The following is a 19,727-nucleotide window of genomic DNA, read 5'->3' as shown; positions in this document are numbered from 1 at the left end:
CGTAGGGTCCCTCTATGAGCAGAGGATTCGTCGTCACTTTCGCGGTTGGGCTGATCGTCGCGTTGTTCGGGGTGATCTGGGCACTGCAAGGGTTCGGGGTGCTTGGCGGCAGCCCGATGAGCAACACCACCACCTGGTCCGTCATCGGGCCGATCACAGCGCTCGTCGGCATAGTGATCGCGGTGATCAGTTGGCGGAAGCTCTCGTCGAAATAGGTTGCTACGCCGGCACGACGGCGAAGTTCACCGTGTGCCAGCCGGTGGCGCCGTCGGGGACGGGATTGGCGCGCTCTTCGGTCTGGACGGCACCGGTGTTGTCGATGGCTCTCACGGTGATGGTTTCCCGCCCGGGGCTTTTCGCCTGCCACGGGAAGCGCCACAATCGCCATGTCTCATTGGAATAACTCGCGCCCAGTTCGGCCGGTTGCCAACCGCCGTCGCCGATGCGGACTTCGACCGCCCGCACGCCACGATTTTGTGCCCACGCAACGCCGCCGAACACCACCGGCCCCACCGGCACCGTCTGGCCGCCCCTGGGCACGTCGATGCGCGACTCCGTCTTGATGGGCGCTTGCGCCGCCCAGCCCTGCCGCGTCCAGTAGGCCTTGGCCCGATCGAACCGGGTCAGCTCCAAATCCACCACCCACTTGGTGGCCGAGACGTAGCCATAGAGTCCCGGCACCACCATGCGGGCCGGGTAGCCGTGCTCGGCCGGCAGCGGTTGACCGTTGAGGCCGACCGCCAGCAACGCGTCGCGGCCGTCCGTGACCGCCTGAACGGGGGTGCCGACGGTGAATCCCTCGATCGACGTTGAGAGCACCATGTCGGCATCGCGGTGTACACCGGCCGTCGCCAGCAGCTCCGCCAGCCGGTAGCCGGTCCAGATGCCCGTTGAAATGAGATCTCCACCAACGGGATTGGATACACATGTCAACGTGGTCACCGTCTCGACGATGTCGAAGCGGGCGAGGTCGTCGAAGCTCAAGGTGATCTCGCGGTCCACCATCCCATGGATCCGCAGGCGCCAGTCGCCGCGGCTGAGCTGGGGAACGCTGAGCGCGGTGTCAACCCGGTAGAAGTCAGCACTTGAAGTGATAAAGCTCGGCAACGCAACGCCTTTCGGCTGCACTTCGGCCGGTATCGGACGCGCCGGGGATCGTGGCCGGGGTAGGGCGAACGTCTTACGGTCGGCTTCCACCGAATGCGCCAGCCGGGTACCGAACGCCCCCGCTACCCCACTGACGACGCCCAGTCCGAGCAACCCGTACATGACCAGCCTGCGCCGGCTTGGATGTGCCACCTCCTGGTCGTCTGCGTCGTCGTCCGGCTCAGCCGAGAACCGCCGGGTGAGCACCCGCAGCACCCCGACGCCACACGCGGCACCGACGATGGTGGGGAGGGTGTCGAGCGCCGTCCCGCCTGGCCGCGACAGCACGGCGATGCAGCCGAGGACGCCCGCCGCGGCGATCACCACGCTGCCGAACGGGCGGCGCCGCGTCTCGAGGGTCCCGGCGATCGCCGCGATCGTCGCGATCACCACGAGCACGACGACGGCCAGGAAGGGTTTGTCCAGCGGGCCAAGCGTTTGGATGGCCCACTCTTTGAGGGGGCCCGGCGTCAGGTCGACGACCGCAGAACCCACGGCGGCGCGGGGTTCGGCTCGCGCACCGAACGGGATGCTGGCCAGTTGGATGACACCGAGCGCGACGGAGGCAGCGGCGACCCCGGCGATCATCCGGTCATTCGACGAAGCCGCGGCCACCGACGTCACTTTACTCGCGCTTCCGCACCACCCGGAAAACTCTTGCGGCACAGCGCTGGTGGCGTCGACGGGGGGCGTCTGAGCCTCGCGGACGGGTGATTCGCGTCGGTCAGTGACCGATCAGGGCCGCAATCCGCGTGGCGACCTCCCCGGCGACGCGCAGCGCCTCCTCGCTCGTGCCGGGCTCGTAGCGATCCGCCACCGGGTCGTAGTCGGCGCCGGCGATCGAACCATGGTCGGCGTCGAGCTCCACCAACTCGACCGGCCAGCCGACGCGGCGCAGGGCGGCGGCGAACTCCCGGCTGGCACTCACGGGGACGGCGTCGTCGGCCAGCCCGTGCAGCAGCGTGAACGGCGTGCCGGCGCGGCCATCCGATAGCGCCTCGGTCGGCGCCTGACCGGAGAGCGGATCGGGCACCATGAACGCGCCGGCCAGGCACACGGTGTGGACGAGGGTGACGTCGAACCGCGCCGCGTTGAGCGTCAGACCCGCCGCGGCGCAACCGCCCATGGACCACCCGACGAGCACGATGCCGTTGCCGGGGCCCGCGAAGTCGCGGGTGAAGTCGAGCGATCCCAACAGATCCGCCCGGCCGCCGTCGTCGGCATGGGAATTCCAGTCCGGCGCCACGACGGCCGCGCCGCGGTCGCTGAGCATGCCGGCCAGGGGTCCGAAGGCCGCGCGGGCATCGGTCTGCATGCCGTGCCACAGCAGGACGGTGGGACGTCGGGAGTCGCCGAAGACGTCGGCTAGGCGTCCGGGGGCGTATTCCACCGTGTCCACGGCCACGAGTGTGCCCCGGGGGCCGTGATCCCAAACGGCGAGCCGGGCGATGCCGTTGCGGTGGAGTTCGATTCGACGTCGCAAGGATCGGCCTGTTCTCGGTTCACGATTGCACACCTAGTCGATCCAGCAACTCGGCGCGATGCCGCTCGGTATGGGCACCGGGATGACCGGGTGTGCGGCGCGGCTCGTCGATCGTCACCGTGTGGATGATGCGCCCGTCCTCGAGCACCAGCACGCGGTCGGCCAACGCCACCGCCTCGTCGACGTCATGGGTGATCAGCAACACCCCGAACCCGTGCCGGCGCCACAGATCCAGCAGCAAGGCGTGCATCGTCAACCGGGTCAACGCGTCCAGCGCCCCGAACGGCTCGTCGAGCAGCAGCAGCCGCGGCTCGGCGACCAACGCCCGCGCGAGCGAAACCCGTTGCGCCTGCCCGCCGGACAGGGTCAACGGCCAGGACCCGGCGTGGTCGGTCAGCCCGACGTCGGCCAGCGCACGCTCGGCGCGCTGTCGCACCTGCGGCCGCGGGAGGCGGCTGCGGGTGAGGCCGTAGCCGACGTTGGTGCGCACGTCGCGCCACGGAAAGAGCCGCGGCTCCTGGAAGGCCAGGGCCAGGGCGCCGGCCACCACGCGCTCGCCGCTGTGGTCACGCGAGAGCCCGGCCAGCACCCGCAGCACCGTCGACTTGCCGGAGCCGCTGCGCCCGACCAGCGCGACGATCTCGCCGCCGCGCACCCGCACCGAAACGTCTTTGAGGACATGGCGGTTCCCGTACCACTTGTCGACGTGGCGCAGCTCCCCCGCGACCTCGGTCCGCACCCGCGGGTGGGCGTCGGATTCTGCGATGACTGTCAACCGTGAACCTTTCAGTGTCGGTAGCGCAGGGCGCGGCGCTCGATGAGGCGGACGATCGCGTCGGTGACGATGCCCAGCAGCGCATAGATGGTCAGTCCGAAGATGATGATGTCGATCCGCAGAAAATCTCGGGCGTTGTTGATCAGGAAGCCAATTCCCTTGTCGGCGTTGATCTGCTCGGCGACGATCAAGGTCAGCCACGCGATCGCCAGCGACTGCCGAAAGCCGACGAGCACTTGCGGCGCCGTGCTGGGGACGAGAATGCGGGTGAACCGCTGCGCGAACGAAAAGCCCAGCACCTGAGCGGTTTCCACCATTTTGGGATCGACCTGGCGGATCGCCGAGAAGGTGTTCAGGTAGAGCGGGAAGACCACCCCCAGCGCCACCAGCAGGACCTTGGGCAGCTCGCCGATCCCGAACCACAGGATGAACAGCGGGATCAGGCCCAGGTGCGGCAGCGCGCGGATCATCTGCATGGGCGGATCCACGGTGGCCTCGAGCCAACGGGACAGCCCGACCGCCGCGCCCGCGCCGACGCCGATCACCCCACCCAGGACCAGCCCCTCGACAACCCGGACGGAGGAGACCTGCAGCGCGGCGGCGAGCTGGCCGTCACGGATCAACTCGACTCCGGCCTCGACGATCAGCGACGGCGCGGGCAGCACATCTTGCGGGATGACACCGACCGCGCTGCCCAGCTGCCACAGGGCCAGCAACGCCAGCGGGGAAGCGATGCGCACGATTTCCCATTTGCGGCGCGCCCATAACCCGCCAGGTGCGCCGGTTTGGGCGCTCCTGGGCTGTTTCGGCGCAGCGTCGAGCGCGGTGGCAATGCTCACCGTGCCGACGGTAGGGCGCGACCGTTGCCGTGGGTAAGGGTTTACGTCTGCCTGAAGCCAATGTCGGCCGCCGTGTTCAGCCGGTGGCCGTACCGTGGACGGGTGGCCAGGACGCGTGACACCGACGCTTGCCCGGGTGCGCTGCAGGTGCACCAGGCCGCCGACGGCGCTTTGGCCCGGGTGCGGTTACCCGGGGGCATGCTCACGGCCGCGCAGCTGGCGGCGTTGAGCGCCGCCGCCACGCAGTCAGGGTCGGGAACGCTCGAACTCACCGCGCGGGGCAACGTGCAGTTGCGCGGGCTGACCGACGTCACCGCGGTGGCCGAGACGCTGGCGGCCGCAAACCTGTTGCCGTCGACGACGCATGAGCGCGTCCGCAACATCGTCGCGTCGCCGCTGTCGGGGCGGGCCGGGGGCGACGTCGACGTGCGCGGCTGGGTCGGCGACCTGGACGCCGCGATCTGCGCGGCGCCACGCCTCGCGGACCTGGGCGGCCGGTTCTGGTTCAGCCTCGACGACGGGCGGGCCGACGTGTCCGGTCTGCGCGCCGACATCGGCGTGCACGCGTCGCCCGACGGTTGCGCGCTGCTGCTCGCCGGACGTGACACCGGCGTGCGGCTGGCCCCCGGCGAGGTGGTGGAGACGCTCGTCGCTCTCGCGACGCGCTTCGTCGAGATCCGCGAAACCGCCTGGCGCGTCCAGGAATTGGCTGACCTCCGTCGGCTACTACCCGACGCCGAGCCGCGTGGGACACCTTTTCCCGTCGTCACCAAGGCGCCGGTGGGCTGGATTGGTCAGGATGACGGCCGGGTGACGCTGGGGGCCGCGGTGCCGCTGGGTGTCCTGCCCGCGCGGGTCGCGGAGTACCTGGCCGCGATCGAGGCGCCGGTGGTGATCACCCCGTGGCGCTCGGTGCTGGTGTGCGATCTGCAGGAATCCGTCGCCGACACCGCGCTGCGCGTGCTGGCACCGTTGGGGCTGGTGTTCGACGAGAACTCCCCCTGGCTGACCGTGAGCGCCTGCACGGGCAGCCCCGGGTGTGGGCACTCGGCCGCCGACGTGCGGGCCGACGCCGCCCAGGCGTTGGACGCCGACGTCACGCAGCACCGGCACTTCGTGGGCTGCGAGCGCGCATGCGGCAGCCCGCCGGCCGGTCAGGTGCTGGTCGCCACCGGCGACGGATACCGGATGCTGCGAACCTGACAAGCCTTAGGGTGGGCGGGTGCTCGACTACATCCGCGATGCCGCGGAGATCTATCGCCAGTCGTTCGCGACCATTCGCGCCGAGGCCGACCTGGCCCGATTCCCCGCCGACGTGGCCCGCGTCGTCGTCCGGTTGATCCACACGTGTGGCCAGGTCGACGTCGCCGAGCACGTCGCGTTCACCGACGACGTCGTCGAGCGCGTCGGCGCGGCCCTGCGCGGCGGCGCCCCGGTGTTGTGCGACTCGTCGATGGTGGCCGCGGGGATCACCACCGCACGGCTGCCCGCCGGCAACGAGGTTGTGTCGCTGGTGGCCGACCCGCGGGCGGCCGAGCTGGCCGCGCGCCGGCAGACCACCCGTTCGGCGGCCGGGGTCGAGCTGTGGGCCGAGCGGCTCGACGGCGCCGTGATGGCCATCGGCAACGCACCGACGGCCCTGTTCCGGCTGCTCGAATTGATCGACGAGGGGCTTGCGCCGCCGGCCGGCGTGCTCGGTGGGCCGGTGGGATTCGTCGGGTCGGCGCAGTCCAAGCAGGAGCTCGTCGACCGTCCGCGCGGAATGTCGTATCTGGTGGTGCAGGGCCGCCGGGGCGGCAGCGCCATGGCCGCCGCGGCCGTCAACGCGATCGCGAGCGACGCCGAATGACCGCCCGGGGGACGCTGTGGGGCGTCGGGCTGGGGCCTGGCGACCCGGAACTGGTGACCGTCAAGGCCGCGCGGGTGATCGGCGAGGCCGACGTGGTCGCCTATCACAGCGCCCGGCACGGCCGCAGCATCGCGCGCGGCATCGCCGAACGGTATCTGCGGCCCGGCCAGATCGAGGAGCACCTGGTCTACCCGGTGACGACCGAGGTGACCGACCATCGGGGCGGCTATGCCGGCGCGCTCGAGGACTTCTACGCCGAGGCCACCGAACGCATCGCCAAGCACCTGGACGCCGGGCGCAACGTGGCCCTGCTGGCCGAGGGCGACCCGCTGTTCTACAGCTCCTACATGCATCTGCACACGCGGCTGACCGAGCGATTCGATGCGGTCATCGTTCCGGGCGTGACGTCGGTGAGCGCCGCGTCGGCGGCCATCGCCACGCCGCTGGTGGCCGGCGACGAGGTGCTGTCGGTGCTGCCGGGCACGTTGCCGGTCGCCGAACTGACCCGCCGGCTCGCCGACGCCGACGCCGCCGTGGTCCTCAAGTTGGGGCGCTCGTATCATGCTGTGCGGGAAGCGCTTTCGGCGTCGGGGCAGCTTGACGACACGTTTTATGTCGAACGCGCCAGCAGCGCCGGTCAGCGCATCCTGCCCGCCGCGGAGGTCGACGAGACCAGCGTGCCGTACTTCTCGCTGGCCATGCTGCCGGGCGGCCGCCGGCTGCACCGACGCGCCCCCGAGGGGCAGGCGACGGGCAGCGTTGCGGTGGTGGGCCTGGGCCCCGGCGATGCGGACTGGATGACGCCGCAGAGCCGGCGGGAGCTGGCCACCGCGACCGACCTGATCGGCTACGGCGGTTACCTGGATCGCGTCCCGGTGCACGAGGGCCAGCAGCGGCACCCGAGCGACAATCGTGACGAGCCCGAGCGCGCGCGGCTGGCCTGCGCGCTGGCCGAGCAGGGCCGGGCCGTGGCGGTGGTGTCGTCGGGCGACCCGGGTGTCTTCGCGATGGCGACCGCGGTGCTGGAAGAGGCCAAACAATGGCCGGGCGTGCAGATCCGGGTGATCCCGGCGATGACCGCGGCCCAGGCGGTGGCCAGCCGGGTCGGCGCGCCCCTGGGCCACGACTACGCGGTGATCTCGCTGTCCGATCGGCTCAAGCCGTGGGAGGTGATCTCCGCGCGGCTTGAGGCCGCCGCGGCCGCCGACCTGGTGCTGGCGATCTACAACCCGGCGTCGAAGACGCGGACATGGCAGGTCGGGGCGATGCGTGACATTCTGCTGGCCCACCGCGAGCCGGGCACGCCGGTGGTGATCGGCCGCAACGTGTCGGGCGACGACGAAGACGTCCGCGTCGTCCGGCTGGCCGATCTCAACCCGGCCGAGATCGACATGCGCTGCCTGCTGATCGTCGGGTCATCGCAAACGCAGTGGTACTCAGCCGATTCCACCGAGGACCGGGTCTTCACTCCCCGGCGCTATCAGCCGTAGGGCTCAGTCTGATTGCCCTACCCCTCCGCACCCCGCTACGCGGGCTGCATCGTCGTAGGGCTCAGTCCGATTGCCCTACCCCTCCGCACCCCGCTACGCGGGCTGCATCGTCGTAGGGCTCAGTCCGATTGCCCTACCCCTCCGCACCCCGCTACGCGGGCTGCATCGTCGTAGGGCTAGTCGCGGTCCCAGGTGCTCGGCATCATCGGCACGCTGGGGCCGTCGCTGAACCCGTCGCGGGTCAGCGTCGCCAATCCGGCCGCCCGGGCGGCGTCGGATTTGGCTGCGGCACCGGCGAATCCGAGCGGTCCCGCACTGTCCTCGGAGGGCCGTGCGGCGAATGGGTCCCCGCTATCGACGCCCGGGTCCCCATCCTGGTCCAGGTCCATGAACTCGTAGCGGTAGGCGCGCTCGGTGGCGGTTCCGCCGCGGCGCCGGCGGGCCCGGGCCTTCTTCTTGGCCGCGGCGGCCGCGGCCGCGCCGGCGGGCGCGTCGAGGTCGTCCGAAGACGGTTCCTCCGACTTGCGCCGTGACCGGCTGCTCGCGCTGCCGCGCGCCGACAGTCCCGACAGCCCCACCGCATACAGGGCGTTGGAGAGGCCCGCGCCGATTCCGTCGGTCGCCGTCGGACCGAAGCCCACCCCGGGTCCGCCACCGACCGGTCCGCCACCGGCCGACCCGGCAACCGTCGTCGCGGGGGCGGTGGACGGTGCCGACACGTGGCTGACACTGGCGGGCGCGGTGGCAATCGTCGGCGCCGGAGCAACCACCGGTGCGGGCGCCGCCGCGACGGCCGGCAGGGACGGGGCAGACGCGAGCGGGATCCCGACGCTGATCGCGGTGACCGCCGCAGCCGCCCCACCGGCCGCGGCCGCGCCGATGGCGGCAACGACGACCGGCGCCAGCACCACGGCCATCTGGATCGCCAGCTGGATGAACGGCCAGAAGATCATCAAGGTGTGGAAGATGGCCCAACCCAGCGCCGTCGACAGCGCCGGGGACAGTCCCAGCTGCCCGAAGAACGAGGCGAGACTGTTGACCCACGGCACCGGCGGGAAGGGCCACCCACCGGGGTTGAGGTCCTTGGACACCGGCCACGCGAAATTCTGGGTGTACTGCTGCAGCCACTTGGTCAGCTGGTCCATCCAGGACGGGTACTGCGTCGTGGTGGTGGCCTGCTGCTGGGCGCTCGAGGTGTCGGCGTTGTTGAGGTTGGAGCCGGAATCCGTCGCCGGCGCCACGGCGGCCGCTTGCATCGCCGCGGCGCCGGCGGTCCCCGCCTCGGCGCCCGGGACGACGATCGGCGGCGCGGGGGTGGTCGGCGGGACCGCGGCCAGGGCGGATTCGCTGACGGCTTGGTAGGTGGTCATCGTCGTCGCGGCCTGCACCCACATGCGCGCGTAATCGGCTTCGTTGACGGCGATCGGGATGGTGTTGATGCCGAAGAAGTTCGTGGCGACCAGCGCCCCGTGCACCGCGTGGTTTGCCGTGAGTTCGCCCATCGTGGGCATGGCGGCCAACGCGGCGGTGTAGGCGGTGGCCGCGGTCTCGTGCAGGCTGGCCGCGGTTGCGCTCTTGGCCGCGCTCTCCACCAGCCAGGCCTGGTAGGGGACGTGCGCGGCCACGTACTGGTCGGCGCTGGGCCCGTCCCACGCGCCGGCCTGCACGGCGCCCAGCAACCCGCTGAGCTCGGCCGCCGCGGTCGCGTAGTCGGTGCTCATCGACGACCATGCCGTCGCCGCGGCCAGCAACGGGGCGGGGCCGGGGCCGCTGCTGAGCAAGGTCGAGTGCACTTCGGGCGGAAACGCGGCAAAGATCGGGGCGGTCATCGTCTAGGGCCTTCAGGCAAGAACACGAATACCTCTTCGGAATCTCGTGGATGGGCTGGCGATGCGTACGACCAGAGGTCGGTTGCGGCGGCGGTTTAGTTCCCCGCCATTTCGTTCGGGTGCCAAAAAGCCGGGCTTCTTTGCGCGCGAACGGTCGTGCTGCAACGATGCAGGGATGCGGTGTGACGTTGCGCGTGAAGCGCTGTCGGCTCGATTGGATGGCGAGCGACCCCAGGTGCTCGCGCAGCAGGTCGACGCCCACCTTGAATCGTGCCGCAGTTGCCGTTCCTGGCTTATCGGGGCGGCGGCGCAGACCCGTCGGTTCGCCTCGGTGGCGCCCGGCGAGGGACCCGACCTGGTCGACAAGATCATGGCCAGCATCGACGACCAAGCCTCCGGACACCCGAGGTGGATGCGCTGGTTGCGGTCGCACTACCGGCGCTGGGGTTTGATCGCGGTGGGCCTGTTCCAGGTGGCGATTGCCGCGGCCCAGATCAGTGGCGTCGATTTCGGCATGGTGTCCGGTCACATGCACGGCGCGATGTCGGGCGAGCACCTGATGCACGAGTCCACGGCGTGGTTGTTGGCGTTGGGCCTGGCGATGGTCGCCGCCGGCGTCTGGCCCGCCTCCGCGTCGGGGGTGGCGGCGATCACCGGCGTGTATTCCGTTGCGCTGCTTGGTTATGTGATTGTCGACGCCTTCGACGGACAGGTCACGGCCACCCGGATCGCCAGCCACATGCCGCTGTTGTTGGGCCTGGCATTCGCGTTGTTGGTGGCGCGCGAGCGCGTGGGCTCGCACCGGCGGCACGGCTCCGACGGCGCGGTCGACGCCGACCATCCCGCCTCGGCGGCCGACCCGTCGAGCGGTCGACGGCGCGGGCACCTGCGGCCGATCAACCACGCCGCCCCCGACCACGCCGCGCCCTCTACGACGACCCGTCGTAGCATCGGAAAACCCGCGCAACTAAGGTGGTTGAGCATGATCGCGCCGAGCGACGACGAGGCGGTAACCGAGCTCGCTTTGTCCGCCGCGCGCGGGAACGCGCGAGCGCTCGAGGCGTTCATCAAAGCCACCCAGCAAGACGTGTGGCGGTTCGTCGCCTATCTCTCCGATGCCGGCAACGCCGACGATCTGGCCCAAGAGACGTTCCTGCGCGCCATCGGCGCCATCGAGCGGTTCTCCGGACGCTCGAGCGCCCGGACGTGGCTGCTGTCCATCGCGCGCCGGGTCGTGGCCGATCACATCCGCCAGCTGCAGTCGCGGCCGCGTGCCGCGCTGGGCGCCGATCCCGAACACGCGGTGCGTGGCGACCGCAACGCCCGCGGGTTCGAAGACCTCGTCGAGGTTACGACGATGATCGCCGGCCTCAATCCCGAACAGCGGGAAGCGCTTTTGCTCACCCAGTTGCTCGGGCTGCCCTACGCCGACGCCGCCGCGGTGTGCGGTTGCCCGGTGGGCACCATCCGGTCGCGGGTCGCGCGCGCCCGCGATGCGTTGCTGGCCGACGGCGAGCGCAGCGACCTAACCGGCTAGCGCGCCAACCCATTCCGCGGCCTCGGCCACGGTGCCGACGGTGGTGACGCCCTCCGGTAGCGGCGGGCGCGCCACCATCACCACCGGCACCTTGAGCGCGGCGGCGGCATCCAGTTTGGCCCGCGTCATCTGCCCGCCGCTGTTCTTGGTGACCAGCGCGTCGATGCGGTGCTCGCGCAACAGCGCGACTTCCTCGTCGTAGCGGTACGGGCCACGCGAGAGCACCAGCCGGTGATGGCGCGGCAGCGAGGCGCTGTCGGGTTCGGTGACCGCCCGGATCAAAAACCACGCGTCGCTGCCGGCGAAGGCGTGCACGCCGGAGCGACCGGTGGTGAGGAAGATGCGCGAATAGCCCTGCCGGGCAACCGTTTGCGCCGCATGCGTGTCCGACCCGACGACAAGTGCCTCGCCGGGATCCCAGGCCGGGCGCGCCAGGATCAGATGAGGTATCCGCAGTTGGCCGCATGCGGTGGCGGCGTGCGCTGTCATGGTGGCCGCGAACGGGTGGGTGGCGTCGACGACGGCGTCGATGCCCTCGTCGTGCAGCCAGCGCCGCAGGCCGTCCACGCCGCCGAAGCCGCCGATGCGCACGGGGCCGACGGGCAGCGCCGGGTCCGGCACCCGGCCCGCCAGGGAGCTGATGACGTCGACGCGGGGGTGCAGGGTTTTCGCCAGCGCGCGCGCCTCGCCGGTGCCGCCGAGCAGCAAGACGCGCATCAATGCCTGCTCCCCCGGGCCCGCCCGGTCGAATACAGATAGCTGTCGGTGAATTCCCCCGCGGTCAGCGCGTCGCCGACGACGATGACCGCGGTCTTGGTGATGTCGGCCTCGTGCATCTGGGCGGCGATGTCGGCAAGCGTGCCGCGCAGCACCGTCTCCTGCGGCCAGCTCGCGAAAGCCACGACGGCGACGGGTGTTTCGCGGCGGTAGCCGCCGTCGAGCAGTTGCGGAACGATGGCGTCGATCTGGGCGGCCGCCAGATGCAGGACCAGGGTGGCGCCGGATCGGGCGAGCGTCGCCAGGTCTTCGCCGGGCGGCATCGCGGTCGACAGGGTCGCCACCCGGGTCAGCGTCACCGTCTGCGCGACGCCGGGGACGGTGAGCTCGCGCTTCAGGGCGGCCGCAGCGGCGGCGAAAGCCGGTACGCCCGGCACGATTTCGTAGTCGATGCCCAGCGCGTCGAGCCGGCGGCACTGTTCGGCCAGCGCGCTGTACAGCGACGGGTCGCCGGAGTGCAGCCGCGCCACGTCGTGTCCTGCGGCATGCGCGTCACGTAGTTCGGCGATGATCTGTTCCAGCGTGAGCGGGCCCGTGTCAACGATTTTCGCGTCCTGAGGGCAGAGCGCCAGCAGGTCGTCGGGCATGATCGACCCGGCGTACAGGCACACGGGGCAGGTTTGGAGGAGCCGTTGACCGCGGACGGTGATCAGGTCGGCGGCGCCCGGCCCGGCGCCGATGAAATATACCGTCATTTGGTCATCACCCACTGGGTGACCGGGTAGTGCGGCTGCCAGCCCGTGAAGGCGCCTAGGGCCTTGCCCTGATAGTGCTGGAAGCGTCGCAGCTCACCGCCGAGGCGCGTATATGCCTGTGTGACAGCGGCTTCCGATTCGGTGGTGACCACGTTGGCGACAAGCCGCCCGCCGGCGGGCAGGTGGTCGAGGCAGGCGTCGAGCAGGCCGGGCTGGGTCAGGCCGCCGCCGATGAAGATCGCCGACGGCGGCGCGGCGCCGTCAAAGGCCTCGGGGGCGTCGCCGCGCACCTCGATGCCGACGCCGAAAGCCGCGGCATTGCGCTCGAGGTTGTGACGGCGTTGTTCGTCGCGTTCGAAGGCTATTGCGCCGCAACCCGGTCCGCTCAGGCACCACTCGACACCGATGCTGCCCGAGGCCGCGCCGACGTCCCATAACCGCTCCCCCGGCCGCGGCGCCAGGGCGGCCAGCGTCACCGCGCGGATGCCCTGTTTGGTGATCTGGCCGTCGTGGGTGAATGCGTCGTCGGGTATTGGGGAGACGCGTTCGTCGGGCAGGTAGCGCACGGCGATCACGTTGAGGTCGTCGACGTGGCCGGGCGCGCCGCCGGCCCAGTCGCGGGCGGTGCCGTCGCGGCGGTGTTCGTCTGGGCCGCCGAGCCTTTCGAGCACGGTGAGCTGCGAATCGCCGCGGCCGTGCGCGTTGAGCAGGGCGGCCAGCTCGGTGGGCGTGGATTTGCCTTGCGACAACACGATCGCCTTCCCGCCGCGGCGCACCGCGGTGTGCGGTTGCGCGGTGACAAGGCTGATCACCTCGGTGTCGTGGACGTTCCAGCCCATCCGCGCGCACGCCAGTGTCACCGAGGACACGTGCGGCAGGACCCGTACCTTCTCGGGGCCGTGCAGGCGGATGAGCGTGCCGCCGATGCCGTGCAGCAGCGGGTCGCCGCTGGCCACCACGTGGATGTCGTCGTCCACCGGCAGCGCTTTCAGGGCGGGCAGCATCGGCGAGGGCCACTCCCGGCGGCGCGCGGGCACCGTGTCGTCGAGCAGGTCAAGTTGGCGCTGGGAGCCGTAAATAACTGTGGCCCTTCGTAATTCGGCTCGCGATGCTTCGGCGAGACCGGCCATGCCGTCGGCGCCGATACCGACGACGATGATCACGAGCGCGGCCCCTCATCGCCGCGGGCGCGCATCATCGCGGCATCCTGCGCCAGACGAACGCGGGCAGCAATCGCATCACGGCGGCCGCGGGTCCCAGCGCCCATGGGATCCACACGGTGCGGCGGCCTTTGGCCAGTGCCCGCGCGGTCGCGGCGGCCACCTTCGTGGGCGTGCTGGGCAGGGGCGCGGGCGTCATGCCTTCCGTCATACGCCCGATGACGAATCCCGGGCGGGCGATCAGCACCCGCACCCCGGTGCCGTGCAGCGCGTCGGCCAGACCGTTGGCGAAGCCGTCCAGGCCGGCTTTGGCCGAGCCGTAGACGTAGTTGGCGCGCCGCACCCGGGCACCGGCGATCGAGGAGAACACCACCAGTCGGCCTTTGCCGGCGTTGCGCATGGCGGCGGCCAGGTGGGTGAGCATGCTCACCTGGGCGACGTAATCGGTGTGCACGACGGCGACCGCGTGCGCGGCGTCGGTCTCGGCGCGAGCCTGGTCGCCCAGGATTCCGAAGGCCAGCACCGCGGTGCCGATGGGCCCGTGGTCGGCGACGACCGAGGCGACCAGGGCGGCGTGCGAGGCCAGGTCGTCGGCGTCGAATTCCCTGGTGTCGACCGCGGCGGCGCCGGCCGCTTTGAGCGCGCTGACCTGGTCAGCGAGCTGATCGGCGCGGCGCGCGGCCAGCACCACCGTCGCCCCGGGGGCCAGGCGTCGCGCCAACTCGACCCCGATTTCGCTGCGTCCGCCCAGGATTAGTACTGGACCCGCGCCCGTGTCGTCCACGGCTGCGATTATTACCTGCGCTAGCGTGAGCGGTGATGGCGAATACCACGACCCGGCTCACCGACGAGGCCCTCGCGTTTCTGTCGGAACGCCATCTGGCCATGCTCACCACGTTGCGAGCCGACAATTCGCCGCACGTGGTGGCGGTCGGCTTCACCTTCGACCCCAGGACGCACATCGCGCGGGTGATCACCACCGGCGGGTCCCAGAAGGCGGTCAACGCCGATCGCGGCGGGCTGGCCGTGCTGAGCCAGGTCGACGGCGCGCGCTGGCTGTCGCTGGAGGGCCGGTCCAAGGTGAACAGCGACGCCGACGCGGTGCGCGACGCCGAGTTGCGCTACGCCCAGCGCTACCGCACGCCGCGCCCCAACCCGCGGCGCGTGGTCATCGAGGTTCAGGTGGAGCGGGTGCTCGGGTCGTCGGATCTTTTGGACCGGGGCGCGTAGCGCGCCGATCGGAACTACAGAGCATCAATTAAGTTATCGACGCTCGAAAAGCGGCTTTCCGTCCGGATCGATCGATGACGATTCAATTTGGTCGATTGTCGCCGACAGATACACCGCGAGTTTCTTTAGTTCCGCTGTTGCAGTTATTTTGTCGGCGCTACCGATTGCTACCGTCGAGCCGTCAGCACCGATTAGCGCAAAGCGCTCGACGCCTTCGTATTCGCGAGTTTCGATACTGAAATTCGAGCATACTGTGTTGGCTGGCATTGGCACGCCCACCCGAGGCAGACCCCTTGCGCTACGGATGTACATCCCGAACCTTCCGAACAGGTACTTCTCGATCGTATCGATCGATGGAGCTGCTAAAACGAAGGTTTCGGATCCCATTCGGTCGGAATCAGTAATGACTAACCAACCGTCTTGCTTTCTGCCAATGAAGAGCCGAGTCTCGCCTAGAGCCGACCAAAATACGGGTCGCCCGTCAGGTGTACTCGGACCAGATGTGAGTGCGTAATCAGCCAATTTAGCCCATTGCTCAAGGCGCTGGGAGACGTCTACGCCGCTTGTCATTTCAGCACTCCAATGTCAGGATCAGTGAGCTCTTCGACCGTCATTGGCCTGCCTTCGGAGTTGAATACCCGTACCTGTAGCGAGCCACCCGGTTGACCTGCTCCGGGCGCGACCTCCGACACTTCAATCGTCCAATTATCCGGCAGGTGGTCAAAGGTATAAGCGTGGTAGGGATCGTGAAGTGAGTTTACATGGAGGGCGCGCTGCTCCCATGATGCCGGTTGTCCGTCCTCTATAACGGCCAAGTATTTTCCATCCGCCTTGCCGATACGATCCAGCAAAGAACCATAATCTCGCAAGTAGGTTGCGGCATCGGTGTAGGCGACTCGCGTGTGGGGGACGGCGCCATGGTTGCCAGGAAAGTTCATCCAAGGTTGACCTTGATCCCCAACCTTATTAAAGCGTTCTGCGTATTGGTCCGCGGTGTAAGCGTGCCCATTGGGGTCGCGACCGAATGGCGCTTCGGGATCACGAATCAGCTTGGCAACAGCGCCGTCGATCTTAGAAGGGTCGACTGGATCGTCGGTGAAATCCCAATGATCGTCCAGCGGCTCACCATAGTGGGGATCAATTTCCTCGTCCGGCAACCGATGCCAACCGTCTCCAGACGACTCGTGCGAATGGACGGGATCCTGGCGTTCGCCGCCCGAGAAGGCACCATGACCGTGCCCCGACGGGTCGTCACCGTCCGGGGCCTTGCCTTCCGGCCGATCGCCCGGCGGGCCCCCATTGTCATCGCCACGTCCGGTTCCATCGCCGCCGCGCGGCTCTCCCGGCGTGTGTCCACCCGGAGGGCCGCCGTCGCCAGGCCCATGCGCGCCACCGCCGCTCGGCGTTGGTAGTTCTGCCGGGCGGCCGCCTGGAGCCTCTACATGCGGCGCCGGCGAGTGGGCGGAGACAGCTGCGGCCTCCCCGGAAGATCCGCTCGGCGACACCGGCACCTGTGCTGACGAATGCTCGAGCAGTTGCGGAGTCGCAGACGGCAGCCCGTCGCCAGCAGCCTGCATGGGCGTAAGGCGTGAACCGGCCGCTGACACCGAGGCCAGTCCATGCGAGCTACCCGCGGGTTCCGCGACTGGATCATGGGCGCCGCCGGCGGGCACGGATACCGGCTCACGCGGCTCCTCCGCCGGCACCGACACCGGTTCGCGCGGACCGCCAGATGGCGTTGACACCGGATCGTGCGGGCCGCCAGATGGCGTTGACAGCGGATCGTGCGGACCGCCCGGGGCGACGGGCGCAGCTGGAGGCGCGGGCTCAGCCGCTGGTTCGTGCAGACCAGAACCACCTGGCGGAGCGCCCGCTGCGGGCGCGGGCGGAGGCGCTGGGTCGTGCAAACCACCAGAACCACCCGGCGACGTCGCGGGGGTGGGCGACGAATCCGGCCCATGGGGACCGCCGCTGGGGCCACCCGAAGGAGTAGGCGAACCGCCGGCCGATCCCGGGGAGGTTGTCGCGGGCGTTGACCCTTGAGGAGCAGGCGGGGCGCCATCGGCGGGCCGCGGCGCCGATTCGACCGGCGACTCAAGCGGCTTGCCGGGTGGCACTGCCACCGGGCTGCCGCTCGCAGGAGGCTTGATCTCGGGCAGATTCCCGGAGACGCCTTCGAGCTTTGTGGGCAGATCGGCGCTCGCCTTGGTGATGTCGGTCAGGGCTCCCCGGGCGCCGGTGATCCCACCAAGCCCTTCGGCGCCTTTCCCAGTGACACGTCCAGCGGCGCCGACGGCCTCGGCCTCCGCTTCGGCGCCGCGTGCGGCCGCACCCGCACCGTCCGTCGCGGCGCCCGCCTCACCAAGACCGGGCGCGATCAACGTGGCGATGTCGAACACGTTTTCCCCGGCACCCAATCCCGGCCGGTCGCCGGTCCAATCCTCGGCATGCACAATGCCTTTCAGCTCCGCAAGCTGTGTGTCCGCGAATTCCTCGGGATTGATGGCAGCGTTGAACAAACTCCCTTTCCACGCGGTCTTCGCCAGCCCGGTCCAGGTGGCGCCCACACCCTGAGGGTCGACGGCGAGCCAATGCGGGCTCAGGTCCACGAGGCCTAACCCCATGCCGACCGCAGCCTTCAGAACACCCTCATGGGCATTGATATAGGTATCGAATACAGTCGCCACCGGGTTACCGACGTCCTCACCCAAGAACTGGACGAGACCGCGCCGCGCGTACTTCTCGCAGGTGACGATCTGGCGATCGGCCGCTTGCATGAGCAACCTGCTCCCCTGTTCGCAGGCCCGCGCTTCCTGTCCCAGATGATGCAGTACGTCGTTGATGTCCTTGGCGATCTTTTTGATCTCGTCCCATGCGTCGCCGTCGATTATCAGCATGATGTCGTGACCCAGGTCGCCCAAAGACCCGATCCGGTGGAGCAGGTCCCGGATCGCGTGCTGGGCATGGTCGACCTGGTCGGCAAACTTGTCGATCGTGGTCGCCAATTTGCCGCACTGCTCTCCGATAGCCGCTGCGGCAGAACCTATTTCGCTTAGCGCATGATCGAGCTTCTCGCCTTCAGGAATGTGTTGGCTATCGAACAGCGCCTTCGCCCCGTTGAGAGTTCCCTGAACCCCTTTGGCCGCCGCGGCGAAGCCACGCCAACGAGATGCGGCCGCACGCAAACCCGCTACATCGCCATCGGGCCACAACTCGAGAACAAACGACTGCACGACCGCCCACAGCAGCGGTGGCGGCTCGCCGGGCCCCATCGTTCCCGGGGCTTTGGGCGCGGCGAGCTCGGCCGGCGGGGACGGCGACTGCAATACGCCGCCACCGCCGCCCAGCGTCGAAGCCGCGTCGACGTTCGAATAGTTCGCCGCGCCCTGCTGGATGATGGCCCCGCATTTCCGGCACGCGTTGACGGCCGCCGCCGCCGCCTTCAGCAGCGATTCCGCCGTGTCTTGATACCCCAAGCCGAACACCTCGCCGGCGCGGTCCACCCCGGTGTGGGCCGAGAAACCAGCGGTCAGGATGGTCAGACTTGCGGCAAGGCCATCACCGGCGGCAACGACCGCGCTGCCCGCGGCGTACATCGCCTCCGGATCAACCGCCAAGGGAGCCACGCGGGAAATTTTCGCTCAGGCCGGTTCGTCGCCGCTACTCACCCAATGATCGCTGCCGCCAAGCTAGCCGCGCCCCCGAGCCGCCACAACTCACTCATCCCCAGCGTCAGCCGACCGGAACCACGATCAGTTCGTGCGGCCGGTTGTTGACGGCCAGGGCGCCGTCCTCGGTCACGACGACGATGTCCTCGATGCGCGCGCCCCAGCGGCCCGGGAAATAGATGCCCGGCTCGATGGAAAACGCCATGCCCGCGGTCAACGGCAGGTCGTTTCCGGCGACGATGTAGGGCTCTTCGTGCACCGACAAGCCGATGCCGTGCCCGGTACGGTGCACGAAATAGTCGGCGAGTCCTTCGGCGGCCAGCACATCGCGGGCGGCCGCGTCGACCTGCTCGGCCGTCACGCCCGGGCGCACCGCCTCATAAGCGGCGCGCTGGGCGCGCTGCAGCACCGAATACTGTTCAGCCACTTCTGGATTCGGCTCACCGATGCTGTAGGTGCGCGTCGAGTCGGAGTTGTACCCGGGTTCATAGGCGCCGCCGATGTCGACGACGACGATGTCACCGGCCTGCAGTTCGCGATCCGAATATTCGTGGTGCGGGTCGGCGCCGTGCGGCCCGGATCCGACGATGATGAACGCCACCTCCGAATGCCCTTCGGCCACAATGGCGTCCGCGATGTCGGCGGCGACGTCGGCCTCGGTGCGGCCGGGCACCAAAAACTCCGGCACCCGGGCGTGCACCCGATCGATGGCGGCACCGGCTTTGCGCAACGCGTCGACTTCGCACTCCTCCTTGACCATTCGCAGCGTGCGCAACACCTCGGTGGCCAGCACCGGCAGGGCGCCGAGCACACCGGCCAGCGGGAGCAGATGTAGCGCCGGCATCGCATCGGTCACGGCGGTCGCCGCGGGGGCACCGCCCAGCGCGGCGCCCACCAGATCGTAGGGATTGTCACCGTCGACCCAATCGCGCACCGCCAGGCCGAGTTCGGCGATGGCCGACCCCTTCAGCGAGGCCAGCTCCAGTCGCGGCACCACCACCGTCGGATCACCGGACGCGGGCAACACCAGCGCGGTGAGCCGCTCCAAGGTCTGGGCGCGCGACCCGACCAGGTAGCGCAGGTCATACCCCGGCGTGATCACCAGCCCGGCCAGACCGGCATCGGCGGCCGCGGCGGCGGCCGCGGCCAATCGACGGGCATACACGGCTGCGTCGAAGCGGTGTGACTCCATGGCAGTCAGGCTAACCCGCCCGCCGAACGTCGACTCGTTGCGCCGATTTCGCCCGCC

The 19,727-nt window shown here is 69.6% G+C and carries 18 protein-coding genes and 1 pseudogene; 7 read left to right on the top strand and 12 right to left on the bottom strand.

The genetic code is table 11. The annotated features are described in order from the left end of the window. Positions 1 to 14: 14 nt before the first annotated feature. Positions 15 to 215: a hypothetical protein gene (locus tag P6281_RS11775; protein ID WP_014941854.1), complete on the top strand. Its 201-nt coding sequence runs from the start codon at positions 15 to 17 to the stop codon at positions 213 to 215. Between the two features lie 4 nt (positions 216 to 219). On the opposite strand, the gene P6281_RS11770 is transcribed toward P6281_RS11775, so the two are convergent. From P6281_RS11770 to P6281_RS11755, 4 genes are all read right to left on the bottom strand, one after another. Next, complete coding sequence (locus P6281_RS11770; RefSeq protein WP_014384620.1) at positions 220 to 1,770, bottom strand: molybdopterin-dependent oxidoreductase; 1,551 nt, start codon at positions 1,768 to 1,770, stop codon at positions 220 to 222. Positions 1,771 to 1,870: 100 nt separating this feature from the next. Next, a complete protein-coding gene (locus P6281_RS11765; protein WP_041785582.1) occupies positions 1,871 to 2,545 on the bottom strand; it encodes an alpha/beta hydrolase family protein in 675 nt (224 codons plus the stop codon). A 103-nt stretch (positions 2,546 to 2,648) separates the two neighbouring features. Further along, on the bottom strand, positions 2,649 to 3,404 hold the full coding sequence (locus tag P6281_RS11760; RefSeq protein ID WP_041784969.1) for an ABC transporter ATP-binding protein: 756 nt from the start codon (positions 3,402 to 3,404) through the stop codon (positions 2,649 to 2,651). Positions 3,405 to 3,415: 11 nt separating this feature from the next. Next, complete coding sequence (locus P6281_RS11755) at positions 3,416 to 4,243, bottom strand: ABC transporter permease (RefSeq protein WP_043954818.1); 828 nt, start codon at positions 4,241 to 4,243, stop codon at positions 3,416 to 3,418. Between the two features lie 102 nt (positions 4,244 to 4,345). On the opposite strand from P6281_RS11755, the gene cobG reads away from it, so the two are divergent. The 3 genes from cobG to P6281_RS11740 are packed head-to-tail and all read left to right on the top strand — an operon-like array spanning position 4,346 to position 7,582. Continuing rightward, complete coding sequence (gene cobG, locus P6281_RS11750; RefSeq protein ID WP_201358451.1) at positions 4,346 to 5,446, top strand: precorrin-3B synthase; 1,101 nt, start codon at positions 4,346 to 4,348, stop codon at positions 5,444 to 5,446. Between the two features lie 19 nt (positions 5,447 to 5,465). After that, complete coding sequence (locus tag P6281_RS11745; RefSeq protein WP_036458870.1) at positions 5,466 to 6,092, top strand: precorrin-8X methylmutase; 627 nt, start codon at positions 5,466 to 5,468, stop codon at positions 6,090 to 6,092. Next, positions 6,089 to 7,582: a precorrin-2 C(20)-methyltransferase gene (locus P6281_RS11740; protein ID WP_324738897.1), complete on the top strand. Its 1,494-nt coding sequence runs from the start codon at positions 6,089 to 6,091 to the stop codon at positions 7,580 to 7,582. The genes P6281_RS11745 and P6281_RS11740 overlap by 4 nt, the downstream gene beginning before the upstream one ends. A 176-nt stretch (positions 7,583 to 7,758) precedes the next feature. Here P6281_RS11740 and P6281_RS11735 read toward each other — a convergent pair whose 3' ends face one another. Continuing rightward, on the bottom strand, positions 7,759 to 9,411 hold the full coding sequence (locus P6281_RS11735; protein ID WP_201358449.1) for a PPE domain-containing protein: 1,653 nt from the start codon (positions 9,409 to 9,411) through the stop codon (positions 7,759 to 7,761). Between the two features lie 61 nt (positions 9,412 to 9,472). Here P6281_RS11735 and P6281_RS11730 point away from each other — a divergent pair. Together P6281_RS11730 and sigC are read left to right on the top strand one after the other, a co-directional pair. Continuing rightward, a pseudogene (locus tag P6281_RS11730) lies at positions 9,473 to 10,231 on the top strand (DUF2275 domain-containing protein); the annotation flags it as partial. 162 nt (positions 10,232 to 10,393) lie between these two features. Next, positions 10,394 to 10,948: an RNA polymerase sigma factor SigC gene (gene sigC, locus P6281_RS11725; RefSeq protein WP_225331104.1), complete on the top strand. Its 555-nt coding sequence runs from the start codon at positions 10,394 to 10,396 to the stop codon at positions 10,946 to 10,948. Here sigC and P6281_RS11720 read toward each other — a convergent pair. From P6281_RS11720 to P6281_RS11705, 4 genes are read right to left on the bottom strand one after another with little or no spacing between them, the layout of a single operon-like run. Continuing rightward, on the bottom strand, positions 10,937 to 11,665 hold the full coding sequence (locus tag P6281_RS11720) for a cobalt-precorrin-6A reductase (protein WP_038536122.1): 729 nt from the start codon (positions 11,663 to 11,665) through the stop codon (positions 10,937 to 10,939). The two genes, sigC and P6281_RS11720, sit on opposite strands and share 12 nt — an antisense overlap. Then, positions 11,665 to 12,420: a precorrin-4 C(11)-methyltransferase gene (cobM, locus tag P6281_RS11715; RefSeq protein ID WP_038536120.1), complete on the bottom strand. Its 756-nt coding sequence runs from the start codon at positions 12,418 to 12,420 to the stop codon at positions 11,665 to 11,667. The genes P6281_RS11720 and cobM overlap by 1 nt, the downstream gene beginning before the upstream one ends. Then, on the bottom strand, positions 12,417 to 13,583 hold the full coding sequence (cbiE, locus tag P6281_RS11710; protein WP_201358448.1) for a precorrin-6y C5,15-methyltransferase (decarboxylating) subunit CbiE: 1,167 nt from the start codon (positions 13,581 to 13,583) through the stop codon (positions 12,417 to 12,419). The genes cobM and cbiE overlap by 4 nt, the downstream gene beginning before the upstream one ends. A 31-nt stretch (positions 13,584 to 13,614) precedes the next feature. Further along, positions 13,615 to 14,364: an SDR family NAD(P)-dependent oxidoreductase gene (locus tag P6281_RS11705; RefSeq protein ID WP_014384608.1), complete on the bottom strand. Its 750-nt coding sequence runs from the start codon at positions 14,362 to 14,364 to the stop codon at positions 13,615 to 13,617. 35 nt (positions 14,365 to 14,399) lie between these two features. Between P6281_RS11705 and P6281_RS11700 the strand changes: the two genes are divergently transcribed. Next, a complete protein-coding gene (locus P6281_RS11700; protein WP_008256343.1) occupies positions 14,400 to 14,810 on the top strand; it encodes a F420-dependent biliverdin reductase in 411 nt (136 codons plus the stop codon). Between the two features lie 33 nt (positions 14,811 to 14,843). Here the strand turns inward: P6281_RS11700 and P6281_RS11695 are convergent, their stop codons facing one another. The 3 genes from P6281_RS11695 to P6281_RS11685 form a co-directional block, all read right to left on the bottom strand. Continuing rightward, positions 14,844 to 15,380, bottom strand: coding sequence for a TNT antitoxin family protein (locus P6281_RS11695; protein WP_080588013.1), 537 nt, complete (start codon positions 15,378 to 15,380; stop codon positions 14,844 to 14,846). Continuing rightward, positions 15,377 to 18,436 (bottom strand): glycohydrolase toxin TNT-related protein, encoded by a 3,060-nt coding sequence (locus tag P6281_RS11690; protein ID WP_014384606.1) that lies wholly within the window; start codon positions 18,434 to 18,436, stop codon positions 15,377 to 15,379. The genes P6281_RS11695 and P6281_RS11690 overlap by 4 nt, the downstream gene beginning before the upstream one ends. Positions 18,437 to 18,542: 106 nt before the next feature. Beyond that, positions 18,543 to 19,670 (bottom strand): M24 family metallopeptidase, encoded by a 1,128-nt coding sequence (locus P6281_RS11685; RefSeq protein ID WP_014384605.1) that lies wholly within the window; start codon positions 19,668 to 19,670, stop codon positions 18,543 to 18,545. Positions 19,671 to 19,727: the final 57 nt, after the last annotated feature.

Source organism: Mycobacterium sp. 5-140-3-2 (genome assembly GCF_035666375.1).
Classification (GTDB): Bacteria; Actinomycetota; Actinomycetes; order Mycobacteriales; family Mycobacteriaceae; genus Mycobacterium; species Mycobacterium intracellulare.
This window is presented reverse-complemented; position numbering and strand designations above follow the sequence as displayed.